We start from the raw sequence: 16,691 nt of genomic DNA on the forward strand, positions 1-16,691 counted from the left end.
AGCCATCTGCATGAGACTGAGTTTGAATGCTGTAAAGAGCAACGGACGGGAACTAACCGATACTATATATCTTATAATACTACAAGGTGCCAATCAGTTGCTTCCATTGTTTGTAATGCCGTTCCTAATGATAAAATTGGGAGCGGAAGGCTATGGTTTTGTAGGCTTCTCACTTTCGGTCATTCAGTATTTGGTTCTGATTGTTGACTTTGGATTCAATCTTTCTGCTACAAAACGTATAGCACAGGCTAACGACGATGTAGATAAATGCAATGAGGTCTTTTGGAATGTTCTTGCGGCAAAGTCGTTACTCTTGGTAGTTTCATCGGTCATATTGCTTGTGCTGATGCTGACTGTACCAACATTCCAGTTGTATAGTCAAGCCATTTGGGCCACATGGCCTATGCTCTTGGGTTCGACTTTCACGTTTATGTGGTTCTTTCAGGGAAAGGGATATATACGTTTCTTTTCTGTGATGAACACATTGTCAAAATTGGCACTGTTACCGCTCATATTCGTGTTTGTAAAGACACCGGACGATTGTTCCCTTGCTGCCTTCTTACAGGCAGTGGTGTTTGTTGGCACTGCTATCATCTCAAACATTTACATATATCGTAAAAGATTGGTGCAGTGGCATACCCCATCGTGGAAAGGCATAAAGGAAGAACTTGCCGAAAGTTTCCCTCTGTTTCTCTCTACAGCTTCAACCAGCGTATACACTCAGCTGATTGTAATAGTACTTGGCTTTTACTGTACTACGTCGGAGGTTGGAAAATATGCTTCGGCCGACCGTATCATGCGTGCTCTGTGTTTCTTATTATATGTACCGCTCAATCAAGTTTTCTTTCCCAAAATCAGTGCTTTGGCTGTAAAAGGAAAAGATTTGGCGGCGAGGCTATTTAAGCAGGTAATGCTTATGGTTATTCTTGTCATGTGCTGTGTGTCGGCATTCCTATTTTTCGGGGGCGTCTATTTGCCAAACCTGTTGGGGCATGATTATGCAGGTATAGATGTATATCTTAAAATACTGGCTATTGCGCCTCTGGCTATAGGTTTTGGCGGTGTGTTCGGGCAGATGGGACTCGTTGCTTTGGGCAACAAATATACAAGCAATAAATTTCGTGACGTTTATTTTATCGCAGCATTAGCTGCCATAATAATGATGTTTGTCCTGACACCATGGTTGGGTGCTATAGGTGCCTGTATCACAGTGAGCGCAACAGAATTGCTTGTCGCAGTACTGATGGCATATAATTTCAAAAAGAATATCGGTCTATGCTTATCATAGTTTTATTATTAACATTGATGCTTACATTGTTGGGGCTGTATATCTCAAGAGATATATTTGCCCCTTATGTGGCTGGACCAGGTGTGTGGCTTATTGCTCTACTTATATATTATCTTTTGCCTAACAACTTTTATCCAGTCACTCATGATTTTCCACTTGCTCTGTCATTGTGGTTGGTAGGATATTTTGTATTGTCGGTAGTCTGTGATAAGTATGTTGCCCCAGCATCGCCCGCGTCCGTCAAGCGTCAGCCTAACAAATTTGTGCTTCGAGCCTATTTTATCATAACTATTACAGCCATTCCCGTGGTATGCGGTAAAATTATTTGGCAAGCGTTTACTACTGAACCTGAAAACATATTTCGCTATATGCGAATTTTGAATACGGGAATAGATGAAGAAATTGAGATGCCAGATCTCGGCATCTTGATATATTTCACATCGTTGGCATTTGTGATGTTATTCTTCTCATACCTTTATTTCAAGAAGAAATGGCTCATTGGCATAGTCTTATTCATGAATCTACTCTTCGCTACGGTTACAATGTCCAAGACCGTATTCCTAAGCGTGATGTTCTCATCATTGTATATATGCTATTATTGCAAATATATTAGGATTAAACACATGTTCTTGGGCTTGATAGCGTTTGTCGTTTTGAGTTTCGTTGTCCAAAACGCGCGTGCTGTAGGTGAAGATATGGAAACAAATAATTTTCTGGCAACCTATTTATCGAGCAGTATTGTGGCTTTTGACTATTTTGCGGCTCCAGATTCGGCTGTCCAATTTGGCGAACATACATTCAGATTACTATATGCCATTGGTCACAGTTTAGGCTTGTGCCATGAGCCAACTGGAGTCATCCTCGAATTTGTAAATGTTCCCAATGCAACAAATACGTATACAAATCTCTATCCATTTTATGAAGATTTCGGATTAGTGGGTGTGTTTGTATTCTCTATGATATATGGTGCCATATATGGTGCTTTATATAAAAAAGCACGCACTGGTGGAAAATTCGAACTGATACTTTACGCCATATTGTTGACATTTGTGTTGATGGAGTTTATAGGAGAATTCATATTCACCAATCTGTCTATGTTCCTGCAATATTTATTCTTTGCAGTACTTCCATTCCTTATTACAGACAGACAAAATGAAAAATTTGGAATTGGATCTTAAATATGAAAGTTATGCCTCAAATAGATATACTAATGGCCACCTATAATGGTGGTGAATACATTGCAGCGCAGATACGCTCGTTGCAAAATCAAACGTTCTCGGACTGGCATTTGATTGTACATGATGATGGGTCAACAGATGACACAATGAAAATCGTAAATGATTTTTGCAAAATTGACAACAGAATCGAAGTCCTTGATGACGGGAAATCATTTCACGGGCCTGCGGGTAATTTCGTCCACCTGATGAAATCGTCCACTGCACCCTATATGATATTTTGTGATCAAGACGATATATGGCTTGAAGACAAACTACAGAAATTGCATGACGCCATGCTCCAGGTTGATAATGGCATGCCCCAGATGGTGTACTGCAATGCTTACGTCTACGACACCATGCAGAACGACATCAGCGGGCATGCAGTACTGTGGCAACCTACTGATTTACACGAAGCTCTTTTTGCTAATGCAGGCGTACAGGGTTGTTCTATCATGATAAATTCTGCACTACGTGATGTATGTCATAAAGTGCCAGACTATGTTACAATGCACGACCATTTTGTAACATTGGCAGCACTTACTTTCGGCAAAATTACCTACGTCGATCAAAGGCTGATGCTATATCGCAGGCACGATCTGGCAGTTACGGGTGCAACGTACAAAAACTTTATGGAACGCATTACACACTTCTTCAATTCAGACAAGACTGTGTTGGAAAAGAACCATGTGCGGGCTATTGAAAGTTTCTTTGAATGCTTCAAGCAAGATATGCCAAATGAAAAGAAGGCAATATTTACAGACTTCTTCCGTTTTCTTAATGAAGGAAAGATCCGAAACTTGCTACACGCATTCATTGGTGGGTACCGGTTATTTGGCAGTCGGAGCATTCTGACTTTCAAAATATTGGTACGTAAAATGTTGTAAGGCGCAAACTATTGCGACATGAAGTACAAAGTGTTGCATTCGTATCATAGTCCGTAGGCGGATATTATTGTTTACAACTTAACAAGTTGACAGGCTAAAACGTAAGTATGTTCTGCGCTATTTATTGTGTTAAAGACACAACGATCAGGAACATAAGAACTTAACAAACTTACTTACCTGTCTACCCTTTAACTCGTTAACGTGTTTACTAATCCCGCCAACGTGTTATCATATTGAATATTACTATCATGAAAATAACACACATAATCAATGCCCTCGAAACAGGTGGCGCAGAACGTTTGCTGACAGAAATGTTGCCATTGATGCAGGCAGCGGGTCATGAAGTGAATATCGTCCTGTTGAAATCTACAAACGATGTCTTTGAGCTGAAACTCAAGCAGCTTGGCATTCGTGTTGAAGCAGTTAACATTTGTGCTGGCCGATACAATCCGTTGAATGCTTTCAAACTTGCAAAATACATAAAGAACTCAGACATCGTACATACCCATCTGTTTCCTTCGCAGTATTGGGGAGCATTAGCTGTAAAGTTGTGGCGTAAGAGAATAAAGCTTTTCACCACAGAGCACAGTACCTTTAATTCGCGAGGGAAATATGCCATAACTTCATGGTTGGACAAACATATATATGCCCTGTATGATGGCATCATCTGCATCTCGAAAGGTACAGCGGATTTCGTAAAACAAAGAGTTCCCCAAAATGTGGCAATACGAGTGATAGAGAACGGAGTGCGACTGCCAAGTGCTTCAACGTCAGTTCCAGCTGAGCAGCGTGACAAGTTCATACCTGGTTTGCGTGCAGATGACTTTGTTATTATGCAGGTTGCGCGTTTCTCAGAGCAAAAAAATCAAGATTGTGTCATACGCGCATTAAGCAAACTGCCACACAATGTACATGCCGTATTTGTAGGGTATGGTGTACGCGAAACATTGTGTAAAGATTTGGCACAGCGCATGGGTGTGGCGGACAGAACGCACTTCTTGGGTGAACGTAGCGACATAGACGATTTGTGGCGTATTGCAGATATAGGTGTCATGTCATCACATTGGGAGGGGTTCGGCCTTGCTGCTGTTGAAGGCATGGCACATAGCAAACCCGTGTTGGCCTCAGAGGTCAGCGGACTCGCAGATGTGGTGCGTTATCATGAACTACTTTTTCCGCCAGACGATGACAAAGACCTGGCACATAAAATAGAATGGTTGCTCAATAATGAGGACCAGAGAGCACATTGGGGACGTATGTGCTACGAAAACGCACAACGTTTCAGTATCGAGAAGATGGTTGGAAAGTATCTGGAATTCTATCGCGAATTACTATCTGGCAAATAACCACACAATTTTATGAAACTTATATTTTGCGATAATACCCTTTGGGGACTGGTAAACTTTAGAGGCGAAGTGCTGAAGCATTTCGTCCAAAAAGGTTGTGAAGTCATTTTGGTGGCGCCCGAAAAGGAAGATGCACAAATGCAGACCCATATACCCGAAGGCATGCGCTTTATACCTATTAGTATGGGGCGCACCTCAAAAAGTCCATTGAACGATTTGCGGTATTTCGTCAGATTACTGAAAATATTCAAGAGCGAGAAGCCCGATATTGTATTCAATTATACCATAAAGCCCAACATATATGGATCGATTGCAGCAAAAATTAGTGGTGCACGTTCTGTGGCAATGATGGCTGGTTTAGGATATGTATTCATCAATGACAATTTTGTGACAAAGGTTGCCAGATTGCTGTATCGTTTTGGCTTGCATTTCACTACACATCTGTTGCTGCTCAATGAGTACTCCAAAACGTTGGTCGAAACGAAGCATCTGTGTGCCCCCCAAAAAATGATATTGTTGAAGGGCGGTGAAGGTATAAATGTAACAGACTACCCCCAATGTGACAATGCTTCGCCAACAACTACTTTTTTATATATTGGTCGTATATCCTGGGACAAGGGATACGAAGAATTGTCAACAGCAGCCCGATTACTCAAATCAAGGAATATAGACGTCAATATCGAATTGATTGGAGCTTTGGACCCATCCTATCCAAAGAGCGTGCCCGTTGAACGTGTAAAGAAAGATGAGGCAGAAGGATTAGTTAAATATTTAGGCTTTACACGCGATATGAAGAGCGTATATAAGCGAAAAGGCATAGTCGTAATCTTGCCATCTTATTGCGAAGGCATGAATCGAGCTTTGATGGAGGCTTGCGCTTCGGGCAAACCCATTATAACGACAGATGTACCAGGCTGTCGCGAAGCTGTGGAGGAGAGTGTCAATGGTTATATTGTTCCAGCTCGCGACAGCAAGGCTTTGGCCGATGCCATGCAACGCTATTTAGAATTGTCTGATGATTGCAAAAAACAATTCTCTGACAATAGCCGGAAGCGGGCTGTAAACAAGTTCGATATCAAAAGCGTGTTAGCTGTGTACGACAATATTGTCAAGTCGTGTACTGAGAGCTGCCAATAAAATGGTCTCTCTCAATTCCAGCAACACCATTTGCGCCGCCACTTGTAGTGAAGGTGGGGTTACAATTTAATCAAAAGCAAATTATGTCATCAGACAAAAGTTTATATCTGGTTACTTTTTCAGTTGTTGTGTACAAGCAGCCCGTTGATGAAATTGAGCGGGTGGTCAGGTCGCTGCTTTTGTATACCAACGAAAAGGTAATATACATAATTGACAATTCGCCTTGCATGGTGGTACAAAACTTGTGCCACCTCAGCAAGTGTATAGTTCTCAAGCATTTCCCCAAAAACATAGGCTTCGGACAGGCTCATAACTGGGCTATCAGCGAGGCAAAGAAAAAAGGCAGCAAATACCATTTTGTGGTCAATCCTGACATATTCTATAGTAAAGATGCCGTTTTGCCGATGGTCGAATTTATGGAGCATAATCAGGAGGTTGGCGAAATGATGCCCAAAATACTATACCCTAATGGCAGAACACAGTTCTTGCCCAAACTTATGCCGTCGCCGCTAATGTTGGCACAACGCAAATTGTCGCAATTTTTCCCCGCTGTACGCAGTCGGTGGATGAAGCGCTTCGAAATGCGGCAAATGTCCGATGATAAAGTTTACGACATAGGCCATGTTTCTGGTAGTTTTGCAGCTTTCCGTATGAAAGCATTAGACGATTGCGGCACTTTCGATAGCAGATTTTTCTTGTATTTTGAAGATACGGACATATCACGACGTATACACAAAAAATACCGGACTATCTACTATCCCCTTGTCGCTGTTTATCATGATTATGGTAATGGAGCCAGCAAAAGTCCTAAACTGTTCTCTATTTTCATCATGTCACTGATCAAATTCTTCAACAAGTGGGGGTGGTTCTTCGACGACGAGCGAAAAATCTGTAACAACAAATTCCTTGCACAATTACAATGATAACACGCATAATCAACGCCCAACTGGCCAACATGACAGCAATGCTAATGTTAATGTTGACAATTATAGCCTGCTCAGCAGGTGGTGGAACAAAAAACAACGTCAATACCGAGGATAGGAGTGAGGCACGCAACAAAATGGAAACCGAAGCACAGGCAAGGTTGTCCATGGCCCGTACAAAATTAGCACAGATGCAATGTGCCGAAGCCAAAGCCATTGTCATTAAAATGCGAAAGGACTGCTATTTAGCCTTGTCAGCGCGCAAAGAAGGCATTTTACTCATGGACTCTATCGATATCCAACAAGCCAAGCTTGAACTCAGCAAAGCAGATAGTTTGATGCAGAAACAGCATAGCATCTCAACATCGGACGACTTTGACGAGGCCTGCCGCAAAGTGCAGTTTTATGAACGAAAGTTGCAATACGACAGTCGCTCCACCAACAAGTAATTAAGAACGTTTCAGTGCTATAAGTAGGTGTTCAGAATTATTTTTACATTGAAAGTGCATTATCGGGACGCAGATGTTTCCTTCGGGTGAGGGAACATAGCGGGCTATGTGACCGAGGCTGAAGGGAACAGATGCGCCTCGATAATATGTGCTTTCAATGTGAAAATGACACCTACTGACTGTATAAAATAATTTTGAACACCTACTTATTCATGAACACAACATTGTTTCAGTCACAGTTGAATCAGTCACAGTTGGAAGCTGTAACCTATTGCGATGGGCCTTCATTGGTCATTGCTGGTGCCGGCTCTGGCAAAACCCGCGTTTTGACATACAAAATAGCCTATTTGTTGCAACATGGTTATGAGCCGTGGAGCATATTGGCCCTAACCTTCACCAACAAGGCGGCACGCGAGATGAATGAGCGAATATTCAAAATCTGTGACGGCGCAGACTTGCGCGGTTTGTGGAGTGGTACATTCCACAGCACCTTTGCCCGCATACTGCGTATGGAACATGAGGTCGTTGGCTATCCGCAGGACTTCACCATATATGATTCGTCCGATTCAAAGTCTCTGATAAAAGCTATTGTAAAGGAGCTCCAACTCGACGACAAAGTCTATAAGCCCAACATCGTAGCTGGCCACATATCAGAGGCAAAGAACCATTTACTGCTACCCTCAGCTTATAGTGCAGAAAGCAGCCTGCTACGCCGCGACACTTCGGAAGGAGTGGGGCAGATACATAAAATTTATGCTATCTACCAGCAAAGATTACTTGCCGCTGGGGCCATGGATTTTGACGATTTGCTGTTAAATATGTTCTTGCTATTGCGTGATCACCCCGATGTTCGCGAGCGTTATATAAATCGTTTCCGCTATATTCTTGTTGATGAGTATCAAGACACAAATATGGCACAGCACAAAATACTGACGTTGCTCACCACACCGCAGTCTAAAATATGTGTTGTGGGAGATGATGCGCAAAGTATATATGGATTTCGTGGTGCAGACATAACTAACATTCTCACGTTTAAGGAACAGTACCCATCTGCCAAACTTATCAAGTTAGAGTGCAACTATCGTTCAACTCGCAACATTGTAGAGGCCGCGAACTGCATCATTAGCAACAACCAGAGCCAAATACCTAAAACCGTATATTCTGCTGGCGAAGAAGGTGATCCTATCGAATTATTTTCTGCCGAGACCGACAAGGAAGAAGCCCGCAAGGTGTTGTCGCACATTGTCAAACTACGCAGACAAGCAGACTTACCATATAACGAGATAGCCATTTTATATCGTACCAATGCACAGAGTCGTGTGTTAGAGGAGGCTTTACAAGGTGCGGCCATGCCATACCGCATATATGGTGGTTTATCGTTCTATCAGCGCAAAGAAATAAAAGACGTCCTGGCATACTGCCGTTTGGTGGCTAATCCGCACGACGAAGAGGCATTCAAGCGCATAGTCAATTATCCCGCCCGTGGTATAGGAGCAACCACCTTGCAAAAAATCCAGCTCACTGCAGCAGCCAATGGTGTAAGCATGTGGCAGGTGGCCGAAACGCCAGAGGCGTATGGTGCTGCCATTAGTAAGGGAGCCGCTAACAAACTTGCCGCCTTTTGTGAACTGATAAATACTTTAAGGAAAGAGGCTGACGAGAATAGCGCCTCTACAGTGTTGAAAAGCATCATTCGCAAAAGCGGCATAGCAGTCGACCTGACGATGGAGCGTTCGGCTGAGAACAAGGCAAAACAGGAAAATGTGGACGAATTGGTCGGTTCTGTACAAGCCCTCGAAAAAGAGGCCTTTGAGGAGGAAGGACGGAACATGCTAAATCTGTCCGAATTCCTTTCTACCGTGTCATTGCTTACCGACACCGATGCGAAAGATGACGGACAACCCCGCATAACACTAATGACCATTCACGCAGCCAAGGGGCTGGAGTTTGGAGCCGTTTTTGTTACAGGCATGGAGGACGAACTCTTTCCAAATGCCAATGCTCGCTACAATCCACGCGAGATGGAGGAAGAACGCCGCTTATTCTATGTAGCAGTCACACGCGCTAAACGCTATTGCTTCTTGAGCTACGCCAAAACACGTTACCGCTATGGTTCACTACAGTTTTGTGAACCAAGTCCTTTCCTCGACGAAATAGACAAAGCCTACATACACAAAGATCACTCAACGTCTTCACGTTCCAGTTATCATGACAACAGGTCATACGAACAACGTCAGAGTAGAGGCAATAATTTCGATGATTTCTTCGGTAACCCCTCCGAAGATGACTTCCGAAAGGCCATGAGTGGAAATTCGTCATATTATGGCCATCAGCGTCAGGAAGCCTACACTACGGGAAATCGCAGCTATCGTACAAAACGCGACAACACCCCCAAGCAAGTTGCTCCTGTTGTACCGCATGGCTTTATTCGCACAGGCATTACGCGCGCAAAAACAGCCTCCACTCCCAATGCTGCCACCACATCAAATGGTGCATATCAGATAGGTATGCGCGTACATCACGATCGTTTCGGAAATGGTACAATAGTCGGTACAGAGGGTAATAACGAGAATGCAAAAGTAAAAGTCGAATTCGATACAGCTGGTACAAAAAATCTGCTCGTTAAGTTTGCAAAGTTGCGCCACATTTAAGGCGCTTTTCTGACCGATAAAGTCAATAAAGTATTTGATAAAGATCCAATAACAAATATTACGCCCGGAACCCGCCAAATAGGGTTTCGGGCATAATATTTCAAGATATTGATGTCCGGTATGGCGTAAACAAGCTAACGCTACTTCTAAGGGGCGACGCGTCCCGCGTTATCGGGAAAAATGCCATGTTTTTCGCTTTACACTGCTGAGGCGCTGCCTGACTATTTGCCGCTAACGCGGGAAATCTCATAACTCATGAACCATGAATTGCGTCCTTTGATTTGGGCGACGCATTAACTAAGTCAAGAAATGTCTGCACTCTGCACTTTTCCATACAAAGCACTTGATAATCAATCGTTTTAGGCGTGTAGACACGTCTGCACAGTATCTGCACCGCGTCTGCACCACTTCTGCACGATGTCTGCACTATTTGGGGCAGCAGGTCAATCCGTTTCGTGCTTCGGTTATTCATGTTATGGGGACAAGACTTTTCTGTTGCTCCGACAGAAAAGTCTTGCCCCCATAACTGTTGTTGCGCTGTGGCAAAACTGGTGCGTGCAGACGGCAGTGCAGATAAACAACAAGGTTGTCTACACGCTTTTATTTACTGATTATCAACTGCTTACATTGTAAAAGTGTAGAGTGTAGCAAGTTTGTGCATGCGGGCTAATATGTTAATGTGGCAATGTGCTAATATGCTACGCCGTAGTGCTGCTTGTTAGCCAGGAATCATTATTTGTGTACAAGTTGTACACTTTTTTTGTTTGCAAGCCTGACCTTGCATTATCTTTGCATAAGATAGGCTGCGCCTCAGCATAACACTCAAACAAGTTTGGTGTTCTGCATTCGGCTTGCACTATCTTTGCACCCACTACTAGCTAAATTGTATATTATCATGAATACCAAACAAGCCTTGCTGCAATTTGTGCAGCAAATTATGCACGAGGGCATCGATGCACTGATTGACCGCATCGCCAACCGCGTGATTGAAAAACTTGACGAAGCCCGAATGTCTATGCCACAAACGGCGGCGGAGAATGCCGATGTACTACCACAACCGAAAGACGTTGTTAAGCCACAACCGAATAATGTTACCGAGCCACAACTTACTGAGCCGCAACCAACCGAGTCACAACCTATCGAGCCGCAACCAGAAAAAGCAAACTGCGAGCAACCCGACACGCCCTCCCTTACTGAACAAGCCATGCAAATGGTTGACGAGATGTACGACACGCGCTATAACGTGCTTGACCGCGTGGCCGAAATACGCCGACACAATGAGGACTCTGCCCAGTTTGTGCCAGTGACCAAACTGGTGCGCAACACCATTGTTATCGACTTGCACAAACGCGGGTGCATGGTGTGGAACAACGATGTGGACCGCATTTTGGAGTCGGACTATATGCCGCAATACCACCCCTTTACAAGTTATTTGAAATCATTGCCCGCATGGGACGGCACCGACCGTGTGACGCCCCTCGCCGCCCGTGTGAGCCGCGATCCGCTGTGGACCACCGTGTTCCACCGCTGGCTGCGCGCCATGGTGGCCGGGTGGCATGGTGCTGAGGGCGGCGCCGCCTCGCAGACGGGTGGCAATGCCATGATACCCTTGTTGGTGAGCGAGGAGCAGGGGCTGCGCAAGAGCACCTTCTGCCGCATGTTGCTGCCGCCCGAACTGCGCAACTATTACTCTGAAAAGTTTGAACTCTCGGGCACGGAGCGGCTTGAACTGGCTCTGTCGCGCTTTGCACTTGTCAACCTCGATGAGTTTGACCGTTACAGCCAGCACCATGCGGCCAAACTCAAGAATTTGGTGCAGCTCGGCACCATGCAGTCGCGTCGTCCGTATGCGAGCGGTTTTGCCGAGATGCCGCGCGTGGCCTCGTTTATTGGTACAAGCAACCGCTACGACTTGTTGAACGACCCCACGGGCAGCCGCCGCTTCTTTTGTCAGGAGGTGCACGGGGTGATAGACTGCGACACACCGCTTGACTATGCGCAGCTTTATGCGCAACTGTTGCACGAGGTGCAGTTGGGTGAGCTGACTTATTTCACGCATACCGAGGAGGCTGCCATTCAGCATCACAACCGATTGTTTTACCAGTCGTCGCCCCTGCGTGAGTGTTTTGTGCGCCGTTTCGAGGTGGCTGATGAGGGCAAACTGGTTGATGGCGGCGAGTGGCAGACGGCCACGGCCATATTCCGCACGCTCAAGCGTGACTTGCGCGGCATGGTGCGCAATGCCACGCCCAATACTTTGGGACGTGAACTGATGCAGCTCGGTGTGCCGCGAAAGAGGTGCAGCCGCGGGGTGATGTATTGGGTGAAAGTACGAGAGAGTTAATGTGCTAATGGGATGACGCCGTAGCGTGGCTTGTTAGTTGCTTAACGTGTTGGCCGCTAACGCGGAAAACAGAAGGACATAAGGACATAAGAACAGAAGGCTTGCGTGTGTTAGCCGCTTACCGCGGGAACATAAGAACATAAGAAACACATAAGGCCGCTGCGCGGCGGACGGCCACGGACTAACGTCCGGGTGGCCTCAAGAGACATAAGGGCTGACGCCGTAGCGTTGCTTGTTGGTTGCTTAGTGTATTGGCCGCTTAGCACGGGAAACAATTGACGGAACGCTATAGCAAGCCGTGCTCGCAGATATAGGTAAAAAACTGATGTCGTAATAGAAAAGGAACTTGGCTACCTGTAGCCAATCTGGCATACAGATAACCAAGTTCCTTAACTCTAATCATTTATTGCACGAAGAAAATCGTGCAATTGATTGTCATTTTAATGAGACAAGAACGTCCTTCTCTTCTTCTGTTACATTGAGCTTGCCCTCACGAAGTAACCAACCAAGAGCCAAATACAGGTCCTTGTCAGAACGAGTTTTGATGTTCTTTTTCAGTTGCTTGCCTGTGAGTTCACCGCCCTCATTAAGGGCTTCCCAAATTTTTCCGGCCAATTCGCCGGCCTTTTCTTCAAACATACTTTAATATCTGTTAGTTAGACATCGGTGTAAGCGGATAGTTGTTAACTATCCATAACTTGATGGCAAAGTTACTATAATTTTGAGAATACGGAAACAATTACCTTGAAAATCAGACATATATATGCATTTTATAACGGAAATGCGTTCTCGAGTTTTCAAAAACGGCATTCATTCGCGTATCTTTTATAGCACTTCGATATTGTCTGACTTGTCTTAACAAATATGACTAACAGACTTTTTCTTGTTATAATTCAAGCAAAATGTCCAAACGATTTTGCCCTAATTCACTTGGTTTGCGCTATCTTTGCATAAGATGGGCTGCGGTTCGGCAAAGATCGCGAGTAAACTTGCATCTTTGCGCTCACCTTGCACTATCTTTGTATAAGATAGGCTGCGGTTCGGCAAAGATTGCAAGTAAACTTGCATCTTTGCTCTCACCTTGCACCATCTTTGCCCCGAGTTGGCAATCATTCAACAAGTTAAAATAAAATATATGGGTTTATTAGTCTATAGTGCTTCCGCTGGATCGGGAAAAACGTATACGCTTGCGCTAAAATATATTGCCATGGCAGTAGCTACGGATCGTGCGAGCGATTTTACAAATATCTTGGCCGTAACCTTTACCAACATGGCTACTGCCGAAATGAAAGACCGCATATTGAAACAACTCGACAATCTTGCTCGTGGCGGTACTGATAAGGATTTCTTGGAAAATCTTATCAAAGAGACCCAAATAAGCAAGGACGTACTTGTGCGACGTGCGAAAGGTGTGCTTGCTGCAATTATGCATGATTATGATCATTTTAGAGTTGAAACGATAGACTCCTTTTTTCAAACGTTATTGACTAATCTGGCACATGAGTTGAAGTTGCCCCGAGGCTTTAAGGTCGACCTCGACGACAAAGCTGTGGTATCACAATCAGTGGACCGTATGCTGTTAGGTGTCGGTAATGAGGCAAATGCCGATTTGACGAGTATGATCATCAGTGTCCTTGAACGCCATATTGACGATGATAAGGGGTGGAATATTGCGAAGGAACTGAAACGGTTTGCTCAGTCCAATTTGTTCCGCGGCGAATATATGGCTCATGATGAAGAAATAGAGGAAGTTACTTCAGACTCTAAATATATGGGGCGTTTGCATCATGCATTGCGCTCGTACATAAGAGATTTTGATGAGAAACTTGAAGATTGCATTGCGCGTATAGAACCTGAGGTGGAAGCAGTGGCTGGGGTAAAGAGTAAGGCCACAAATATTCGAACATACGAGAAAAACCTGCGCAAGCATGATTTCAGCGAACCGGCAAAGATCATTGTGACCATGGCTGGTAATTGGGATGCCGTGTTTAATAAAGACTGTAAGGAAAAGGAAGCATTGCGTGGGCATGCACAGCGCATTTCGGACATACTAAAAGAGATGGAATACCTGCGTGAGACGTATGCAAGTTATGTATATAACTGTGTTCTTACACTTGAAAATTTGGACGAACTGAGTTTGTTGGGAGCTATCTCGCGTGAAATAACGCGTTACACGACAGAGCATGAGACCTTTCTGTTGGCTCGCACGCCCGAGTTGTTCAACCGCATGGTTAAGGGAAACGATGCTTCATTTGTGTTTGAAAAGTATGGCACGACATTCAAACACATAATGATTGATGAATTTCAAGATACTTCGCGTATGCAGTGGAGCAACTTCAAGACATTGTTGCTCGAGAATATGGCACAAGGCGATGAAAGTATGCTTGTGGGCGACATCAAGCAGAGCATATACCGCTGGCGTGGCGGCGATTGGAATATTTTATTCGATATCAAGAAAGAATTTAACCAAACAACAGTAACAGTATTGCCTAAGGTCGAAAATTTCCGTAGTCTGCCCGTAATTGTACGCTTCAATAATGCCTTTTTTGTCAAAGCATCTACTTATATTGATAAAAGACATTGGGAGGTACCTGGTGATTGGATCTGTCATGAAACCAATTTGATGCCTGATTTGCCGAAAGAGGTGGATAACAGCAACATCATACAACAGATATATAAGGACGTTGAGCAGACACCACGTTGTGGCGAAGAGGGGACTGGCTACGTACGCATTGTTATGAATGACAAGGATACTGCTGCAGAGGAAACAATAGAGGACCTTTATGTACAGGCCGTAAATCTGCATGTAGAGCATGGTGTGCCGTATGGCGAAATGTTAATTCTGGTAAGAAGGAATTCTGAGGCCCAAACTATTATTGACTATATTACTGAAAAAGACCCGGCGTTCCCGATAACATCTGCCGAGGCTTTCATGTTAAAGTCGTCGTTGATGGTAACGACCTTAATTAACGCGCTGAGGTTTTTGTTAAACGAAAAAGACACCTTGGCAATGGCATTATTACGCGAGGGATTATATGCCATTTATGGCAAAATAGAAGATAAAGAACTTAGGGACTTCTATTTAGATATGATAGATGGAATATGTACCACATTGGCTGATGATGCTCAACGTGCTACAATGCAGCAAATGCCTCTGTATGAACTTTGTCTGCACTTGATGATGATGATGCACTATGAGGAAGCAGAAAAGCTTGGCGAACTGAAACAGTCTGCCTATATTTTCAATTTCTTAGATGCTTTGGTAAGCTATATTAACGATCATTCGTCAGACATTAAGGACTTTATCTCTTTCTGGGATGATGTACTCTCAGAACGTTCTATTGCCGTAAATGTGGAAGATGCTGTCCGTGTGATGACCATACATAAAGCCAAGGGACTTGAAGGTCACACAGTGTTTATACCATTTGCCGATTTTTCACTTGAGAGCAGCCGAAAAGATAACATTATATGGTGTACTCCTCAACAGAATATGACACATGACACAAACGTGAATGATTTGGTAGGCAAATTACCTTTAGTGCCGGTTAAAGATGTGAAAAAGATGAATGAGAGTGCTTATTCTACATCTTATGAAAACGAACACATGCAACAAAGAGTTGACAGTCTGAACACACTATATGTGGCATTTACGCGTGCAAAATGCAATCTGTTTATATGGAGTAAACGACCGAAAATAGGAGGCCGTAGTGCGTTTAACTTGATTGACGCATTTGTCAATAACCTCCAACCCAGCGACACGAAGACAAAAACGACTCCAGGTGTTGTATGTTATGGCAATGTCGTAGGGGCTAAAGATGCGAAAGACAAACAAGCCCCCAACGATATTCCTGTAAGTATTAGTCACAACGACTTGTCGGGGGTTAAATTCTTCCAATCTTCAAAAGCGCTCGACTTTTTGGCTGATAGCGAAAGAGAAATTGAAGGTGACACGCCGGAATTGCAGCATCAACGCAAAACGCGTTACTTCATGAACAAGGGTACATTGTATCATCAAGTATTTTCGCAGATAGAGCGTAAGGAGGACGTGCCAGGTGTCATAGAAAAAATGAGAGCCGAAGGGTTGTTGGCCACAAAGAAGCAGGCTGACGAGATTCTAACTTTTGTGACAACAGCACTGCAGCAGGAAAAAGAAGCAGCAAGGTGGTTTGATGGTACTTACAAGTTGTACAACGAACACAACATTTTAATACGTAGTGACGGACACGCTAAAATGTTCCGTCCCGACCGTGTGATGGTAGCAGCTGATCATGCTGTAGTGGTGGACTATAAATTTGGCAGCGAGAAGGAAGAATATAAGGATCAAGTGGAAATGTACGCGAACAACCTTGCCAAACTTCTGAACAAGCCTGTAAAAGGTTACTTATGGTATGTCAAATTGGAAAAAGGTGTTGAAAAAGTATGCGATATCGAATTGAATATTAAATAGTAAAA

Annotated in this window: 11 protein-coding genes; 10 read left to right on the top strand and 1 reads right to left on the bottom strand. The window is 44.0% G+C overall.

All coding sequences use genetic code 11. From position 1 onward, the window contains the following. Window positions 1-10: 10 nt before the first annotated feature. From BQ5453_RS11570 to BQ5453_RS11610, 9 genes are all read left to right on the top strand, one after another. The gene (locus BQ5453_RS11570; protein WP_071123317.1) at window positions 11-1,288 is read left to right on the top strand and encodes a flippase; all 1,278 of its coding nucleotides are present in this window, start codon (window positions 11-13) and stop codon (window positions 1,286-1,288) included. Further along, on the top strand, window positions 1,276-2,466 hold the full coding sequence (locus BQ5453_RS11575; protein ID WP_083361221.1) for an O-antigen polymerase: 1,191 nt from the start codon (window positions 1,276-1,278) through the stop codon (window positions 2,464-2,466). The genes BQ5453_RS11570 and BQ5453_RS11575 overlap by 13 nt, the downstream gene beginning before the upstream one ends. A gap of 2 nt (window positions 2,467-2,468) precedes the next feature. Next, complete coding sequence (locus tag BQ5453_RS11580) at window positions 2,469-3,389, top strand: glycosyltransferase family 2 protein (RefSeq protein ID WP_083361222.1); 921 nt, start codon at window positions 2,469-2,471, stop codon at window positions 3,387-3,389. A 248-nt stretch (window positions 3,390-3,637) separates the two neighbouring features. Beyond that, the gene (locus tag BQ5453_RS11585; protein ID WP_071123319.1) at window positions 3,638-4,735 is read left to right on the top strand and encodes a glycosyltransferase; all 1,098 of its coding nucleotides are present in this window, start codon (window positions 3,638-3,640) and stop codon (window positions 4,733-4,735) included. A 12-nt stretch (window positions 4,736-4,747) separates the two neighbouring features. Beyond that, complete coding sequence (locus tag BQ5453_RS11590) at window positions 4,748-5,872, top strand: glycosyltransferase family 4 protein (RefSeq protein ID WP_071123320.1); 1,125 nt, start codon at window positions 4,748-4,750, stop codon at window positions 5,870-5,872. An 83-nt stretch (window positions 5,873-5,955) separates the two neighbouring features. Next, window positions 5,956-6,795 carry a glycosyltransferase gene (locus BQ5453_RS11595; RefSeq protein WP_071123643.1) on the top strand — a complete coding sequence of 280 codons (840 nt, stop codon included), beginning with the start codon at window positions 5,956-5,958 and terminating at the stop codon, window positions 6,793-6,795. Next, entirely contained in the window at window positions 6,792-7,244 is a 453-nt protein-coding gene (locus BQ5453_RS11600) for a hypothetical protein (RefSeq protein WP_071123321.1), read from the top strand. Before BQ5453_RS11595 ends, BQ5453_RS11600 begins: the two co-directional genes overlap by 4 nt. Before the next feature lie 212 nt (window positions 7,245-7,456). After that, window positions 7,457-9,895 (top strand): ATP-dependent helicase, encoded by a 2,439-nt coding sequence (locus tag BQ5453_RS11605; RefSeq protein ID WP_071123322.1) that lies wholly within the window; start codon window positions 7,457-7,459, stop codon window positions 9,893-9,895. 895 nt (window positions 9,896-10,790) lie between these two features. Next, window positions 10,791-12,239 (top strand): VapE domain-containing protein, encoded by a 1,449-nt coding sequence (locus BQ5453_RS11610; protein ID WP_071123323.1) that lies wholly within the window; start codon window positions 10,791-10,793, stop codon window positions 12,237-12,239. 435 nt (window positions 12,240-12,674) lie between these two features. On the opposite strand, the gene BQ5453_RS11615 is transcribed toward BQ5453_RS11610, so the two are convergent. Beyond that, entirely contained in the window at window positions 12,675-12,878 is a 204-nt protein-coding gene (locus BQ5453_RS11615) for a winged helix-turn-helix domain-containing protein (protein ID WP_022102974.1), read from the bottom strand. A 496-nt stretch (window positions 12,879-13,374) separates the two neighbouring features. Here BQ5453_RS11615 and BQ5453_RS11620 point away from each other — a divergent pair, with 496 nt between their 5' ends. Further along, window positions 13,375-16,686 (top strand): UvrD-helicase domain-containing protein, encoded by a 3,312-nt coding sequence (locus tag BQ5453_RS11620; protein ID WP_074027666.1) that lies wholly within the window; start codon window positions 13,375-13,377, stop codon window positions 16,684-16,686. Window positions 16,687-16,691 lie beyond the last annotated feature (5 nt).

Source organism: Prevotellamassilia timonensis (assembly GCF_900106785.1).
In the GTDB taxonomy this organism is placed as follows: Bacteria; Bacteroidota; Bacteroidia; order Bacteroidales; family Bacteroidaceae; genus Alloprevotella; species Alloprevotella timonensis.

Coding starts and splice junctions, on each gene's coding strand:
- BQ5453_RS11620 (WP_074027666.1), top strand. CDS start 13,375: ATGGGTTTATTAGTCTATAGTGCTTCCGCTGGATCGGGAAAAACGTAT.
- BQ5453_RS11590 (WP_071123320.1), top strand. CDS start 4,748: ATGAAACTTATATTTTGCGATAATACCCTTTGGGGACTGGTAAACTTT.
- BQ5453_RS11585 (WP_071123319.1), top strand. CDS start 3,638: ATGAAAATAACACACATAATCAATGCCCTCGAAACAGGTGGCGCAGAA.
- BQ5453_RS11580 (WP_083361222.1), top strand. CDS start 2,469: ATGAAAGTTATGCCTCAAATAGATATACTAATGGCCACCTATAATGGT.
- BQ5453_RS11575 (WP_083361221.1), top strand. CDS start 1,276: ATGCTTATCATAGTTTTATTATTAACATTGATGCTTACATTGTTGGGG.
- BQ5453_RS11570 (WP_071123317.1), top strand. CDS start 11: ATGAGACTGAGTTTGAATGCTGTAAAGAGCAACGGACGGGAACTAACC.
- BQ5453_RS11600 (WP_071123321.1), top strand. CDS start 6,792: ATGATAACACGCATAATCAACGCCCAACTGGCCAACATGACAGCAATG.
- BQ5453_RS11615 (WP_022102974.1), bottom strand. CDS start 12,878: ATGTTTGAAGAAAAGGCCGGCGAATTGGCCGGAAAAATTTGGGAAGCC.
- BQ5453_RS11605 (WP_071123322.1), top strand. CDS start 7,457: ATGAACACAACATTGTTTCAGTCACAGTTGAATCAGTCACAGTTGGAA.
- BQ5453_RS11610 (WP_071123323.1), top strand. CDS start 10,791: ATGAATACCAAACAAGCCTTGCTGCAATTTGTGCAGCAAATTATGCAC.
- BQ5453_RS11595 (WP_071123643.1), top strand. CDS start 5,956: ATGTCATCAGACAAAAGTTTATATCTGGTTACTTTTTCAGTTGTTGTG.